The following is a 13,916-nucleotide window of genomic DNA, read 5'->3' as shown; positions in this document are numbered from 1 at the left end:
GGTTCGGGCCCCGGGACGCAGCCGGGCGCCGAAGGACGCCGGGCCGTCGCGGTGCGACTTGCCCTGATGGCCGTGCCCCTCGCCTTCTTCGGCCTCTTCTTCGCCTACCCGGTCGCCGCGATCGTCGGCCGCGGGCTGAAGAGCGACGGAGCGTGGCACTTCGGCCGCATCGGCGAGGTGCTCGCCCGGCCCGACATCGGCGACGTGCTGTGGTTCACCACCTGGCAGGCGCTGGCCTCGACCGCGCTGACGCTGCTGATCGCGCTGCCCGGTGCCTACGTCTTCGCCCGCTTCGAGTTCCCCGGCAAGCGCCTCCTGCGCGCGGTGGTCACCGTTCCGTTCGTGCTGCCCACCGTGGTGGTCGGCACCGCCTTCCTGGCCCTGGTCGGACGCGGCGGGATGCTCGACGAGCTGTGGGGCGTCCGCCTGGACACCACCGTCTGGGCGATCCTGCTCGCCCACGTCTTCTTCAACTACGCCGTCGTCATCCGCACGGTCGGCGGCCTGTGGGCGCAGCTCGACCCGCGCCAGGAGGAGGCCGCCCGGGTGCTCGGAGCGGGGCGCTTCGCGGCCTGGCGGCGCGTGACCCTGCCCGCGCTCGGCCCCGCCGTCGCCGCGGCCGCCCTCATGGTGTTCCTGTTCACCTTCACCTCCTTCGGCGTCGTGCAGATCCTCGGCGGACCGGCGTACTCCACCCTGGAGGTGGAGGTCTACCGGCAGACCGCGCAGCTGCTGGACCTGCCGACGGCCGCCGTCCTGACGATGGTGCAGTTCGCGGCCGTCGGCGCCATCCTCGGCGTCCACGCCTGGACCGTGCGCAAGCGGGAGACCGCGCTCCGCCTGGTCGATCCGGCGCGGACCGCGCGGCGGCCGCACGGAACCGGGCAGTGGCTGCTGCTCGCCGGGGTCCTCGCGACGGTGGCCCTGCTGGTCGTGCTGCCGCTCGGGGTGCTGGTGGAACGCTCCTTCGACGCCCCCGGCGGGTACGGGCTCACCTACTACCGGGCGCTGGCGGACCAGGGCGCCGGGGGCGGGACCTTCCTGGTGCCGCCGCTGGAGGCGATCTGGAACTCGCTGCAGTACGCCCTCGCCGCCACCGGCATCGCGCTGGTCGTCGGGGGGCTCGCGGCCGCGGCGCTCACCCGGCGCGGGGGCCGTTTCGTACGCGGCTTCGACGCGCTGCTGATGCTCCCGCTGGGCGTGTCCGCCGTGACGGTCGGCTTCGGTTTCCTGATCACCCTGGACGAACCGCCGCTGGACCTGCGGACGTCGTGGATCCTGGTGCCGCTGGCCCAGGCGCTGGTCGGCGTCCCCTTCGTCGTACGGACCATGCTGCCCGTCCTGCGCGCGGTGGACGGGCGGCTGCGCGAGGCCGCGGCGGTGCTCGGAGCCTCACCGCTGCGGGTCTGGCGGGAGGTGGACCTGCCGCTGGTGCGGCGGGCGCTGCTGATCGCGGCCGGGTTCGCCTTCGCGGTCTCGCTCGGCGAGTTCGGCGCGACCGTCTTCATCGCGCGGCCCGACCACCCGACGCTGCCCGTGGCCGTGGCCCGGCTGCTGGGGCGTGCGGGTGGGATGAACTACGGGCAGGCGATGGCCCTGAGCACGATCCTGATGCTGGTGTGCGCGGTGTCCCTGCTGGTGCTGGAGCGACTGCGACCCGACAAGACCTCCGGAGAGTTCTGATGACCCTGCTGGAACTGAGCGGAGTGTCGGTGCGCTTCGGCGAGCGCACGGTCGTGGACGCCGTGGACCTCGCGGTCGCCGAACACGAGACGGTGTGCGTGCTGGGCCCCAGCGGCAGCGGGAAGTCCACGCTGCTGCGGGTCGTCGCCGGGCTCCAGGCGACCGCCGCCGGGCGGGTGCTGCTCGGGGGCGCCGACCAGCGGGGAGTGCCGGTGCACCGGCGCGGGGTGGGCCTGATGTTCCAGGACCACCAGCTCTTCCCGCACCGGGACGTCGGCGGGAACGTGGCCTTCGGGCTGCGGATGCGGGGGGCGGCGCGGCCGTCGTACGAGGCCCGGGTGGCCGAACTGCTGGAGATGGTCGGGCTCCCGGGCGCGCAGCGCCGGGCCGTGGCCTCCCTGTCCGGGGGCGAGCAGCAGCGGGTGGCGCTGGCCCGCGCGCTGGCTCCCTCGCCGCGGCTGCTGATGCTCGACGAACCGCTGGGGCAGCTGGACCGGGGGCTGCGGGAGCGGCTGGTGGTCGAGCTGCGGGGACTTTTCTCCCGGCTGGGCACGACCGTCCTGGCCGTGACGCACGACCAGGGCGAGGCCTTCGCGCTGGCCGACCGGGTGGTGGTCATGCGGGACGGGCGGATCGCGCAGGCCGGGACCCCGTTGGAGGTCTGGCAGCGGCCGGCGTCCGAGTTCGTGGCGCGGTTCTTGGGCTTCGAGAACGTGGTGACGGCGACGGTGTCGGGGGGTGTCGCCGACACGGTGTGGGGCCGGATCCCGGTCCCGGCGGGATCCCCGGAAGGACCCTGCCGGGTGCTGGTCCGGCCCGCGGGGGTGGTGCCGGGGGGACTCGGCGGCCTGCCGTGCGTGGTGGAGGCGCGGACCTTCCGGGGGTCGCACGTGGCGCTGCTGCTGAGGGCGGGGGCGGGGCCGGTGCTGGAGGCCGAGTGTGATCTGGCCGGGGCGCCGGAGCCGGGGGACCGCGTGGCGGTCCGCTTCACCCCGTCCGAGGTGGTCGTCCTCCCGCCCCGGTAACGGCCCCGGCCGTACGCGTGCGCAGCCCGCCCCACCCATGGGTGCGGTGCTGGGGTGATGCCGACCCGCGGGCCTTCGCCCGGATCCCACCGGAAGGCTGCCCGACCCGTCCTCCGGAGGCGCCTCAAACGCCGGCGGGGCTGGGGTTGCGTGCGCTGAGCCGTTGGCGAGCCCGCCGGGGACTGGGCTTGCGTGCGCGTAGCCGTGAGGCTCAGGCCTCCGGGCGACTCGGGACGCCCGGAGGGCATTTTCAGCCTGCCCGGCGTTTGAGGGCCCGCCGGAGGCCACACAGGGGCGACCCGGGCTGGGATGCCCGGGAAAAGTCAGCCCGCCCGGCGTTTGAGGGCACCTCGGCGGAGGCTGCCGTGCCCCGGGGGGACCGGGGGAGGCAGGGGTCAGGGGACCGGGAGGGGGGATGGGGTCGGGGCGGGGGACTCGGCGGCTTCGTGGTTGCCGAACCAGGCCACCGCCACCGCACCCGCCACCGCCAGGACGAAGCCGAGTACGGCCAGCCACGCCAGCCCGGGACGCGACGCGTCACCGAGCCACAGCACACCGATCGCCCCCGGCAGCACCGTCTCGCCGACGACCAGCGCCGCCGTCGCGCCGTTCACCGAGCCGATCTGCAGGGCCACGGTGTGCAGGTACATGCCGCCGGTCCCGGCGATGAGGATCGCGTACAGGGCCGGGTCGGCCAGCAGCGACCCCAGAGCGAAGGGCTCGACGCCGTCGAGGATCCGTACGCCGACCCCGAGCGCGCCGAACGCCAGGCCCGACAGCAGACCCGCGAGGATCGCGGCCCGCCCGCCGAGGAACCGTACGGCCACCGTCCCGCCGACGATGATCAACACAGTCACCGCCAGCAGCCACCAGTGCGTGGCGGCCGCGGCGTGGTGCCCGCCCTCGTGGCCCGCGGCGGTCGCCAGCAGCACCAGCGCCCCGCAGACGACGCCGATGGAGGTCCACTCCTTGCGGGTCAGCCGGATGCCGAGCAGCTTCACGCTCAGCACCGCGGTGATCACCAGGTTGGCGCTGATCACGGTCTGGGACAGGAAGAGCGGCAGCAGCCGCGCGGCCAGCGCGCCGAGCCCGAACCCCACGAAATCCAGGATCGTGCCGACGATGAACTCCCAGGTCATCGCGGCCTTGGCGGTGGAGGCGAGGTTCGGGCCGCCGTGTTGGGTGACCCCCGCGCCGGCATCGGAGCTCCGGGCCGCCTTGCGGGAGCCGACGGCTTGCAGGACGGATCCCGTGCCGTAGCAGATGGACGCCGCGACAGCGGTCAGCAGGCCTATGAGCACAGAAGGCTCCGTTCACGTCTGGCAGATTTTGCGTTCCTATTACTCTTACTCATGCCAGACGGCGCAGAGGCCCGCCGAGTTGCCTCGTCCCCTGAACGAATGACGCGAGCACCGCCGGAACCTCCTCGACGGAGTCGACCAGGGCGATCCGGGACTCCATCGGCCGGCCCGCCGCGAGGGAGCGGAGCAGCGGCCACACCGGCAGCCGCTCGGTCCAGTGCTCGCGGTCGACCAAAATCATCGGGGCGGGCTCGCCCCGGGAGCCGTAGTAGTTCGGGGTGGCGTTGTCGAAGACCTCCTGGACCGTCCCGGCCGCGCCCGGCAGGAACACCACGCCGGCGGTGGACCGGGCGAGGAGCCCGTCCTCGCGGACGGCGTTCGCGAAGTACTTCGCGATGTGGCCCGCGAAGGCGTTCGGCGGCTCGTGACCGTAGAACCAGGTGGGGATGCCCACCGAGTCGCCTCCTCCGGGCCAGCGTTCCCGGACGGCGAAGGCCGCCCGCGCCCAGTCGGAGACCGACGGGGCGAACGACGGCGCCTTGGCCAGCATCTCCAGCGCTTCCGGCAGCGCCTCGTCCGGCGCCGGGGCGAGGTACGCGCCGAGGTTGGCCGCCTCCATCGCACCGGGGCCGCCACCGGTGGCGACGGTCAGACCGGCCCGGGCCAGGCTCCGGCCCAGCCGGGCCGCGCCCGCGTAGGCCGCGCCGCCGCGGACCAGGGCGTGGCCGCCCATGACGCCCACCACCGGCGCGTCCCCGAGGTGCTCGTCGAGCGCGTCCGAGATGGCGTCGTCGTGCAGCGAGCGCAGCATGGAGGAGAAGACGTCGCCATCGGCCTTCGTCTCCTGCAACCAGGCGTACGCCTCGGCGTCCGGGGTCGCCTCGTAGCCGGCGGGGAGCGAGGCGAACAGCTCTTCGGGGGTGTAGAGCAGCCCCCGGTAGGGGTTGAACGGAAGGTCCGGCACCGGAGGGAAGACCAGGGCCCCGTCCGCGCGCACCTTCGCGGCGGCGTCCGGCTCCATGGGGCAGCCCAGGAAGACGGCGGCGGAGGTGTCGCACGACAGCAGGGGCAGGGTCCGCTCCAGCAGGTTGACCGACTGGATGCGGTAGCCGCTCAGGTCCCCGCGGGCGACGACCTGGTCGAATTCGGCGAGTGTCTCGATCTCGATGTCCGGGTAAGCCATTCCGCCCACACTAGGGGCTGAACGCGTCAGCGGGTCAGGGCCAGCACCGTCAGCTGCGCCACACCCCAGCTGAGCGGCGCGCACAGGACGAGCAGCGCGCCCGCCCGCAGGAGCACCGCGCCGCGCAGGACGCCGCCCGCGCCGCCGAGGCCCCGCAGGGTCTCGCGGGCGGGGGTGCGCACCTGGCGGATCTCGACGGCGGTGATCAGCAGGGTCGCGGCCGCGCAGAGGCCGACGAGCGCGGCCGCGGGCCCGGTCAGCGGGCCCAGCGGCACCTCCAGCCCCCCGCGCTCGCGCAGCGCCAGGGCGGTCAGCGCCCCCGCGGCCACCGCGCACAGGACGCCGAGGGGGCGCCCGACCCGGGGCGCCTCCTCCTGGAGGGTCCGCCCGGCGAGCAGCCGCAGCGCGCCCGGACGCACCGCCTGGACCAGCGTCCCGCAGGCGTAGGCCAGGCCCGGCCCCGCCAGGGACAGCCCGACGGCAATCAGCGTCCAGCCCGCGAGCATCCCGGGTCCGCCCCGGCCCGTGTACGCCTCGACGGCGAGCCCGCAGGCGGTGAGTGAGATGCCCCACGGCAGCTCGGCCTGCGGGGCGCGCCGCGCCCGGGACCGCGGCCGCAGGGCGAGCGCGGCGGTCACCGAGGCGATGAGCGGTACGAGCGCGAGCAGGGTGAGGGCGGCGGCGAGCGGCAGCGGCTGGTCGGCGTGCAGCAGCTTCGCCCCGGCCCCGTCGAAGGGCAGTCCGGAGACCTCCCCGCGCAGGTGCAGGAAGGCGGCCAGGGCGAGCGCGCTGCCCAGGGCGCAGGCGATGGCGGTGGAGATCGCCGCGACGAGACCGAGGCGTACGGGCCCCAGCCCGGCCGCGTCCATGCCCTCGGGGGGCCGGGTGGCCGGATCGGTACGGGCCACCGCGACGGCGAAGTGCACGGTCGCGGCGAGCGGCACGAGGGTCCACAGCAGCCGGGGGAACGATCCGGCGGGCCCGGCGAGCGCGCCGGCCAGCACGTAGAGCAGCAGGAAGCCGGTCCCGGCCGACGCGGCCGCGACCAGGAGGCGGCGGAACTGGACGAGCGGCCGGGAGCCCCGGGTCAGGCGGAGAGCGAGCACGCGCCCTGGCCCTCCGCTTCGTCCGGCAGCCCGAGGGCCGCGGTGCCGGCATCGGTATCGGTATCGGTACCGGGCTGGGCGTCGGCGTCGGTGTCCGCGCCTGCGCCCTTGGGCGGGGCGGAGTCCGCGGCGCGGCCCGCCGAGGTGGCCGGGCGGCCGTCCAGGAGGGCCACGCGGCGGTCGGCGACCTCCGCGGTGCGCTCGTCGTGGGTGGCCAGCAACACGGTGATCTCGTGCGACCGGGCGGCGGTGGTGAGGGTGCGCAGCAGCGTGGCCTGCTCGGCGCGGTGCAGGGGGGCCGTCGGCTCGTCCGCAAAGATCACGGAGGGCTCGCCGACCAGGGCCCGGGCCAGCGCGACCCGCTGCGCCTCGGCGCGGGTCAGGGCGCCGGGCCGCTTGCGGGCGAAGCCGCCGATGTCGAGCCGGTCCAGCCATTCGCAGGCGGCGCGCTTGGCGGCGCGGTGCGAGGCGCCGGAGAGGAGCAGCGGCAGCGCCGCGTTCTCCCACACCTTCAGTTCGGGCAGCAGTCCGGGCTCGGGGCCGATCCAGCCGAACCGGTCGCGGCGCAGCCGCTCCCGGGCCACCGCGCCCATGGTGTGCACGGGGACGCTGTTGAACCACACCTCGCCCTGTTCGGGCACGAGCTGCCCGGACAGGCAGCGCAGCAGCGTGGTCTTGCCGCTGCCGCGGGGGCCCGTGACGGCGAGGACCTCACCGTGGCGGACGCCGACCGAGACACCGATGAGGCCGGGCGAACCGCTGTGGGAGTAGTGCAGGGAGCGTGCCCAGAGCACGTCGTTGTCCGGTGGAGCAACCATGGCGTACACCTCCGTCCGGGGGAACGAAGCGGAGCCTGCTTGGTCACTGGCGCCGCAATGAGATGTAAGGAGATGAACGTCCCGGTCGGCTACAGCACACGGCCCGGACCCCCTCGTTCTCACTCGAACGGAGGATCCGGGCCGTGGGGACCGGCGGAGCCGGGGCCGCTCTAGAGCTTGGTCCACGCCTCGGTGAGCACCGAGCGCAGGATGCCCTCGATCTCGTCGAAGGTGCCCTGATCGGCGATCAGCGGCGGGGCCAGCTGGATGACCGGGTCGCCGCGGTCGTCGGCGCGGCAGTACAGGCCGTTCTCGAAGAGCGCCTTGGAGAGGAAGCCGTAGAGCACGCGCTCCGTCTCCTCGTCCGTGAAGGACTCCTTGGTGTTCTTGTCCTTGACGAGCTCGATGCCGTAGAAGAAGCCGTTGCCGCGGACGTCACCGACGATCGGCAGGTCGTGCAGCTTCTTCAGCGTCGAGAAGAAGGCGTCCTCGTGGTCCAGCACGTGCTGGTTGAGGCCTTCCTTGTCGAAGATGTCGAGGTTGGCGAGGGCCACGGCCGAGGAGACCGGGTGGCCACCGAAGGTGTAGCCGTGCAGGAAGGTGTTGTCACCCTTGTAGAACGGCTCGGCGAGCTTGTCCGAGATGATGCAGGCACCGATCGGGGAGTAGCCCGAGGTCATGCCCTTGGCGCAGGTGATCATGTCCGGGACGTAGTCGAACTTGTCACAGGCGAACATCGTGCCGAGGCGGCCGAAGGCGCAGATCGTCTCGTCGGAGACGAGCAGCACGTCGTACTGGTCGCAGATCTCGCGGACGCGCTGGAAGTAGCCGGGCGGCGGCGGGAAGCAGCCACCGGCGTTCTGCACCGGCTCCAGGAAGACGGCGGCGACGGTGTCCGCGCCCTCGAACAGGATCTCCTGCTCGATCTGGTCGGCGCACCAGCGGCCGTAGGCCACCGGGTCGTCGCCGTGGATCGGGGCGCGGTAGATGTTGGTGTTGACCACCTTGTGCGCGCCGGGGACCAGCGGCTCGAAGGGGGCCTTGAGGGCCGGCAGGCCGGTGATGGACAGGGCGCCCTGCGGGGTGCCGTGGTAGGCGACCGCGCGGGAGATGACCTTGTACTTGGTGTGCTTGCCCTGGAGCTTGAAGTACTGCTTGGCCAGCTTCCAGGCGGTCTCGACGGCCTCGCCGCCACCGGTGGTGAAGAAGACCTTGTTCAGGTCGCCGGGGGCGTAGTGGGCGAGGCGCTCGGCCAGCTCGACGGCCTTGGGGTGCGCGTACGACCAGATGGGGAAGAACGCGAGTTCCTGCGCCTGCTTGTAGGCGACCTCGGCCAGTTCCTTGCGGCCGTGACCGGCGTTGACCACGAACAGTCCGGCCAGACCGTCCAGGTAGCGCTTGCCCTTGTCGTCCCAGATGTAGGTGCCCTCGCCCCGGACGATGGTGGGGACGGGCGCGTTCTCGTAGGACGACATGCGGGTGAAGTGCATCCACAGGTGGTCGTACGCGGTCTTGGAGAGGTCCTGGCTCACGGTTATCGGGTTCCCCACATGTAGGTCTGCTTCTTCAGCTTCAGGTAGACGAAGCTTTCGGTGGATCGCACGCCGGGGAGCGCGCGGATCTTCTTGTTGATCGTGTCGAGCAGGTGGTCGTCGTCCTCGCAGACGATCTCCACCATCAGATCGAAGGAGCCCGCGGTCATCACCACGTACTCGCACTCGGCCATCGCCGTCAGCGCGTCGGCCACCGGATCGAGGTCCCCCTCGACATTGATGCCGACCATCGCCTGACGCCGCAGCCCCACGGTGAGGGGGTCGGTGACGGCCACGATCTGCATGACGCCCTGGTCGAGCAGCTTCTGCACGCGCTGGCGCACGGCGGCTTCGGACAGGCCGACGGCCTTGCCGATCGCTGCGTAGGGACGGCGACCGTCCTCCTGCAGTTGCTCGATGATCGCCAGGGACACAGCATCGACCGAAGGGGACGGTTGTCTGTTCCTGGAATCTGCGCTTCGACTGACCACACCCTCACTGTGCACGAGGAGTCGTCTGTTCCGCAAGCCATGACCGATGTATTTCGTTGTTCGAGGGCTCGGATAGCGCGGATTTCGCAGTTCGTGGCGTCCGGCTCTGTCGAAAGCGTCTCCCCAGCGGCTAGGCTGGGGTTTTGTCTCAACCGTTGGACATGTGATCAGGAGAGTGGCTGTAGTGACCAGCGAACTGCGTCGTCTGCGCAACTACATCGGCGGGGAGTTCAAGGACGCCGCCGACGGGCGGGTCACCGAGGTGGTCAACCCCGCCACCGGCGAGGTGTACGCGACCGCCCCGCTGTCCGGGCAGGACGACGTCGACGCCGCCATGGCCGCCGCCGCGGCCGCCTTCCCGGGCTGGCGCGACACCACCCCCGCCGAGCGGCAGAAGGCCCTCCTCAAGATCGCGGACGCCTTCGAGGCGCGCGCCGAGGAGCTGGTGGCCGCCGAGTCCGAGAACACCGGCAAGCCCCTCGCCCTGACCGCGAGCGAGGAACTGCCGCCGATGGTGGACCAGATCCGCTTCTTCGCGGGCGCCGCGCGCCTGCTGGAGGGCCGCTCGGCCGGTGAGTACATGGAGGGCATGACCTCCATCGTGCGCCGCGAGCCGGTCGGCGTCTGCGCCCAGGTCGCCCCGTGGAACTACCCGATGATGATGGCCGTGTGGAAGTTCGCCCCGGCCATCGCGGCGGGCAACACCGTGGTCCTCAAGCCCTCGGACACCACCCCGGCCTCGACGGTCCTGATGGCCGAGATCATGGACGCGATCCTGCCCAAGGGCGTCTTCAACGTCGTGTGCGGCGACCGGGAGACCGGCAAGGCGATGGTCGAGCACGCCACCCCGGCGATGGCCTCCATCACCGGTTCCGTGCGCGCGGGCATGCAGGTCGCCGAGAGCGCCGCGAAGGACGTCAAGCGCGTCCACCTGGAGCTGGGCGGCAAGGCCCCGGTCGTCGTCTTCGAGGACGCCGACATCGCCAAGGCCGCCGAGGACATCGCGGTCGCCGGCTTCTTCAACGCCGGCCAGGACTGCACCGCGGCCACCCGCGTCATCGTCCACGAGTCGGTCCACGACGAGTTCGTCGCGGCGCTCGCCAAGAACGCGGCGGACACCAAGACGGGTCAGCCGGACGACGAGGACGTGCTCTACGGCCCGCTGAACAACCCGAACCAGCTCAAGCAGGTCTCCGGTTTCATCGAGCGCCTCCCCGCGCACGCCAAGGTCGAGGCGGGCGGCCACCAGGTCGGCGAGAAGGGCTACTTCTACGCCCCGACCGTGGTCTCCGGGCTCCGCCAGGATGACGAGATCATCCAGAACGAGGTCTTCGGACCGGTCATCACCGTCCAGTCCTTCACGGACGAGGCGCAGGCCCTGGAGTACGCGAACGGCGTCGAGTTCGCCCTCGCCTCCTCGGTGTGGACCAAGAACCACGGCCGCGCGATGCGCATGTCCAAGAACCTGGACTTCGGCTGCGTGTGGATCAACACCCACATCCCGCTGGTCGCCGAGATGCCCCACGGCGGCTTCAAGAAGTCCGGCTACGGCAAGGACCTCTCGGCCTACGGCTTCGAGGACTACACCCGGATCAAGCACGTGATGACCTCGCTCGACGGCTGACCGGTCGCCGGCCCGCCGGCGCATCGTCCACCCGCGTTCGCGGAAGGGGCGGGCGGTAGACAACATGTCTATTGCCCGCCCCTTCGGCATTCGCCCAGTCTGGGCGCATGCCTGAACTCGCTCTCTCCCGCCGCGCGGCACTGCGCGGCCTCGGCGCCGCGGGCCTGCTGGCCGGCCTCGTCGGCTGTGGTGTGCCCGCCGCGTACGTCCCGGAAGACCGGCGGGAGGGGGCGGACCGGTCGGCCGACGACCGGAGCCTGGCCTTCGCGAACTGGCCGCTCTACATCGACACCGACGAGGCGGACGAAACCCGGCGCCCGACGCTGGACGCCTTCTCGGAGCGCACCGGGACCGCGGTGAAGTACACCGAGGAGATCAACGACAACGACGAGTTCTTCGGCAAGGTCAGCCCGGCCCTGATGAACCACCAGGAGACCGGCCGCGACCTGATCGTGGTCAGCGACTGGATGGCGGCCCGCTTCGTCCGGCTGGGCTGGGCCCAGACGATGAACCGGGCGGCGCAGCCGAACGTCACCGCGCACCTCGACCCGCAGCTGCGCTCCCCGGCCTTCGACCAGGGCCGCCTGCACACCGTCCCCTGGCAGTCCGGGATCACCGGCATCGCCTACAACCGCAAGGCGCTGGGGCGGGAGATCAAGTCCGTCAAGGACCTGTGGCACCCGGACCTGGCGGGCAAGGTGACGCTCTTCTCCGGGCTCGACGAGTCCTTCTCCCTGCTCATGCAGGGCAACGGCGTGGACGTCACGCGGTGGACCGAGACCGACTTCCACCGGGTGTGCGACCAGGTGGAGGAACTGGTCCGCAAGAAGCACATCCGCCGCTTCACCGGCAACGACTACACCTCCGACCTCAGCAAGGGCGATGTGCTCGCCTGCCAGGCCTACTCCGGCGACGCCATCCAGCTCCAGGCCGACAACCCCGACATCGAGTTCGTGGTGCCGGAGGAGGGCGCCGAACTCTGGGCGGAGAGCCTGCTGATCCCCAACCTCGCCCGCCACAAGGCCGCCGCCGAAGCCCTCGTCGACCACTACTACCAGCCGGAGGTCGCCGCGGAACTGGCCGCCGCCGTCAATTACGTCTGCCCGGTGCCCGCCGCCCGTGAGGTGCTGGCCGGCTCCGACGACAAGGAGACCGCCGAACTGGCCGCGAACCCGCTGATCTTCCCCGACGGCGACATGCGCAAGCGGCTGGCCGTGGCCCGGGACATCCCGGCCGCGCAGCGGCAGCCCTTCGCGAAGCGCTGGAACGCCATCGTCGGCCTCTGAGCCGCGGGGCGGTCCGTCACGGTCGGGCCACGGAACTGAACGCGTTCAGGATTTTTGCTGAACGTGTTCAGAAATCGGCGTACCCTTCGATCATGAGCGAAAGAAGCGTGCTCCTGCGCCGCATCCGTGCCTGGCTGGCCGTGTTCCTCGTCTGCCTCGTCCTCAGCGGTCTCACGGCCTTTCCCCTCGTCAGCGAGCTCCGGTGGGCCAACTCCCTGGTCTCCCACGAGTGGCTGCGCCGGGTCGGTGAGGGGCTGGACCGCGCCGACGCGGACTACCCCTTCCTCCTCTACGGAACCGACTGGCTCGCCTTCGCCCACCTCGTGATCGCGGTGTTCTTCTACGGGGTCCACCGCGATCCGGTCCGCAACATCTGGATCGTCGAGGCGGGCATGATCGCCTGTGCCGGCATCATCCCGCTGGCCCTGATCTGCGGGCCGATCCGCGGCATCCCGTTCGGCTGGAGCGTCATCGACATGGCCTTCGGGGTGTTCGGCGTCATCCCGCTCCTGATGCTGCGCCGCATGATCAAGCGGCTGGAGGCGATGGCCGACGTACCGGCGGGGGCGGCGGCCCTCACTTCTTGAAGGCGGCCAGCACCAGCTTCTGGGTTATGGGGTTGGCCTCCAGGCCCTTGGCGTCCGTGGAGTTGACCGAGTAGACCAGGGTGCGGGACAGGTCGCGGGTGCCGCCGATCGCCGTGTTGTACCCGTACCGGCCGCCCGTCTTGCCCCAGGCGACCACGCCGCCCGGCAGCAGGAACCGTCGCAGGCCGGCCGACATGTCCGCGTCCTTCCCGTCGACGCCCTTCACCGCCGGCACGGTGAACATCTCCTCCAGCTGGGCCTTCGGCACGATCCGTCCGCTGAAGAGGGCCACCGTGAAGCGTTCCAGGTCCGCCGTGGTCGAGATGAGGTCGCCCGCCGCGAACTCGCGGGAGGAGTTCCAGTCGCTCACATCGACCAGCTCCGTGCTCCCGTCGGCCCCGGGTACGGCCTGGTAGCCGTGGTGGTGCGGCCCGGGGATGCGGACCCGCACGGGCCCCGGGAAGGAGGTGTCCCGCAGCCCCAGCGGCTTGATGATCCGGGCCTCGACGGCCTTCGCGTACGGGGTCCCCGTCAGCTTCTCGATCAGCACGCCCAGGACCGTGTAGCCGATGTTGAGGTACTCCTGCTTGGTGCCCGGATCGAAGGCCGGCCCCTTCGCCACCGCGTTGGCGATCATGGCGTGCGGGTCGGCGATGTCGAACCGGTGGGCGTAGGCATCGGCGAACGCGTCCCCCGGACCGTCGGCCGGCCGGAGGCCGCTCGTGTAGTCGAGCAGCTGGCGCACCGTCACGGGCCGGAAGGTGCCGGGCAGCAGCCCCGGCAGGTAGCGCTGAACGGGCTGGTCGAGGCCCACCCTGCCCTCGGCCACCAGCTGGAGCACCACCGCGGCGGTGAAGGTCTTGGTCACCGACCCCACCCGGAACCGGGCCTCCGTGATGGCCGGGTGGCCGGTGCGGACGTCCGAGACGCCCGAACCGCCCTGCCAGCTGCCGCTGGTGCCCCCGACGCGGACCAGCGCGGCCGTCGCGTCCTTGTTCCCGGCGCCGAGCCCCGCGATCGCCTCCGCCAGGGCCGTCGCGTCGGGCGTCGAAGCCACCACGGGCGCAGCGGGCGCTGCGGACGTCACGGCGGATCTCGGGGCCGCACTCGCCTGGGCGACGAGCGGACCGGACGCGATGCCCAGGGCCACGGTGACGGCGATCAGTGTGCGCGTACGAACGTTCATGGTGTTCCCCCGTGAAGTGCGGTGCGGGCTCCGGGCCCTTTGCGGCCCCGGCCCTCGATGACTCCATGGTGCTGCTCGCGGGGGTGGTTGCGGA

The 13,916-nt window shown here is 72.0% G+C and carries 12 protein-coding genes; 5 read left to right on the top strand and 7 right to left on the bottom strand.

The genetic code is table 11. The features are described from left to right. The first annotated feature begins 66 nt into the window (after window positions 1–66). Both ABZY31_RS11685 and ABZY31_RS11680 read left to right on the top strand, forming a co-directional pair. Window positions 67–1,683, top strand: coding sequence for an iron ABC transporter permease (locus ABZY31_RS11685; protein ID WP_356408000.1), 1,617 nt, complete (start codon window positions 67–69; stop codon window positions 1,681–1,683). Next, on the top strand, window positions 1,683–2,708 hold the full coding sequence (locus tag ABZY31_RS11680; protein ID WP_356407880.1) for an ABC transporter ATP-binding protein: 1,026 nt from the start codon (window positions 1,683–1,685) through the stop codon (window positions 2,706–2,708). Before ABZY31_RS11685 ends, ABZY31_RS11680 begins: the two co-directional genes overlap by 1 nt. A gap of 395 nt (window positions 2,709–3,103) precedes the next feature. On the opposite strand, the gene ABZY31_RS11675 is transcribed toward ABZY31_RS11680, so the two are convergent. From ABZY31_RS11675 to ABZY31_RS11650, 6 genes are all read right to left on the bottom strand, one after another. Next, a complete protein-coding gene (locus ABZY31_RS11675; protein ID WP_356407877.1) occupies window positions 3,104–4,009 on the bottom strand; it encodes a hypothetical protein in 906 nt (301 codons plus the stop codon). A 49-nt stretch (window positions 4,010–4,058) separates the two neighbouring features. Beyond that, entirely contained in the window at window positions 4,059–5,192 is a 1,134-nt protein-coding gene (locus ABZY31_RS11670) for a Rossmann fold nucleotide-binding protein (RefSeq protein WP_356407874.1), read from the bottom strand. A 26-nt stretch (window positions 5,193–5,218) separates the two neighbouring features. Beyond that, window positions 5,219–6,298 carry a hypothetical protein gene (locus ABZY31_RS11665; RefSeq protein WP_356407872.1) on the bottom strand — a complete coding sequence of 360 codons (1,080 nt, stop codon included), beginning with the start codon at window positions 6,296–6,298 and terminating at the stop codon, window positions 5,219–5,221. Next, the gene (locus ABZY31_RS11660) at window positions 6,280–7,116 is read right to left on the bottom strand and encodes an ATP-binding cassette domain-containing protein (RefSeq protein WP_356407869.1); all 837 of its coding nucleotides are present in this window, start codon (window positions 7,114–7,116) and stop codon (window positions 6,280–6,282) included. The genes ABZY31_RS11665 and ABZY31_RS11660 overlap by 19 nt, the downstream gene beginning before the upstream one ends. 170 nt (window positions 7,117–7,286) lie before the next feature. After that, the gene (locus tag ABZY31_RS11655) at window positions 7,287–8,666 is read right to left on the bottom strand and encodes an aspartate aminotransferase family protein (RefSeq protein ID WP_356407866.1); all 1,380 of its coding nucleotides are present in this window, start codon (window positions 8,664–8,666) and stop codon (window positions 7,287–7,289) included. Further along, a complete protein-coding gene (locus ABZY31_RS11650) occupies window positions 8,651–9,154 on the bottom strand; it encodes an Lrp/AsnC family transcriptional regulator (protein WP_356407864.1) in 504 nt (167 codons plus the stop codon). Before ABZY31_RS11650 ends, ABZY31_RS11655 begins: the two co-directional genes overlap by 16 nt. Before the next feature lie 169 nt (window positions 9,155–9,323). Between ABZY31_RS11650 and ABZY31_RS11645 the strand changes: the two genes are divergently transcribed. From ABZY31_RS11645 to ABZY31_RS11635, 3 genes are all read left to right on the top strand, one after another. Beyond that, on the top strand, window positions 9,324–10,763 hold the full coding sequence (locus ABZY31_RS11645; protein WP_356407861.1) for a gamma-aminobutyraldehyde dehydrogenase: 1,440 nt from the start codon (window positions 9,324–9,326) through the stop codon (window positions 10,761–10,763). A gap of 107 nt (window positions 10,764–10,870) precedes the next feature. Then, window positions 10,871–12,049 (top strand): spermidine/putrescine ABC transporter substrate-binding protein, encoded by a 1,179-nt coding sequence (locus ABZY31_RS11640; RefSeq protein ID WP_356407859.1) that lies wholly within the window; start codon window positions 10,871–10,873, stop codon window positions 12,047–12,049. Window positions 12,050–12,141: 92 nt separating this feature from the next. Then, entirely contained in the window at window positions 12,142–12,636 is a 495-nt protein-coding gene (locus tag ABZY31_RS11635; RefSeq protein ID WP_356407856.1) for a hypothetical protein, read from the top strand. On the opposite strand, the gene ABZY31_RS11630 is transcribed toward ABZY31_RS11635, so the two are convergent. Next, complete coding sequence (locus ABZY31_RS11630; RefSeq protein WP_356407854.1) at window positions 12,626–13,822, bottom strand: serine hydrolase domain-containing protein; 1,197 nt, start codon at window positions 13,820–13,822, stop codon at window positions 12,626–12,628. The two genes, ABZY31_RS11635 and ABZY31_RS11630, sit on opposite strands and share 11 nt — an antisense overlap. Window positions 13,823–13,916 lie beyond the last annotated feature (94 nt).

Source organism: Streptomyces sp. NPDC006529, assembly GCF_040611795.1.
Lineage (GTDB): Bacteria > Actinomycetota > Actinomycetes > Streptomycetales > Streptomycetaceae > Streptomyces.
The sequence above is the reverse complement of the archived record's forward strand: the minus strand, read 5'-3'. Positions and strand labels throughout refer to the sequence as shown.

Excerpts from the sequence above, each read along its gene's own strand:
- ABZY31_RS11680 (WP_356407880.1), top strand. The coding sequence starts at position 1,683 with ATGACCCTGCTGGAACTGAGCGGAGTGTCGGTGCGCTTCGGCGAGCGC.
- ABZY31_RS11670 (WP_356407874.1), bottom strand. The coding sequence starts at position 5,192 with ATGGCTTACCCGGACATCGAGATCGAGACACTCGCCGAATTCGACCAG.
- ABZY31_RS11640 (WP_356407859.1), top strand. The coding sequence starts at position 10,871 with ATGCCTGAACTCGCTCTCTCCCGCCGCGCGGCACTGCGCGGCCTCGGC.
- ABZY31_RS11635 (WP_356407856.1), top strand. The coding sequence starts at position 12,142 with ATGAGCGAAAGAAGCGTGCTCCTGCGCCGCATCCGTGCCTGGCTGGCC.
- ABZY31_RS11685 (WP_356408000.1), top strand. The coding sequence starts at position 67 with ATGGCCGTGCCCCTCGCCTTCTTCGGCCTCTTCTTCGCCTACCCGGTC.
- ABZY31_RS11660 (WP_356407869.1), bottom strand. The coding sequence starts at position 7,116 with ATGGTTGCTCCACCGGACAACGACGTGCTCTGGGCACGCTCCCTGCAC.
- ABZY31_RS11630 (WP_356407854.1), bottom strand. The coding sequence starts at position 13,822 with ATGAACGTTCGTACGCGCACACTGATCGCCGTCACCGTGGCCCTGGGC.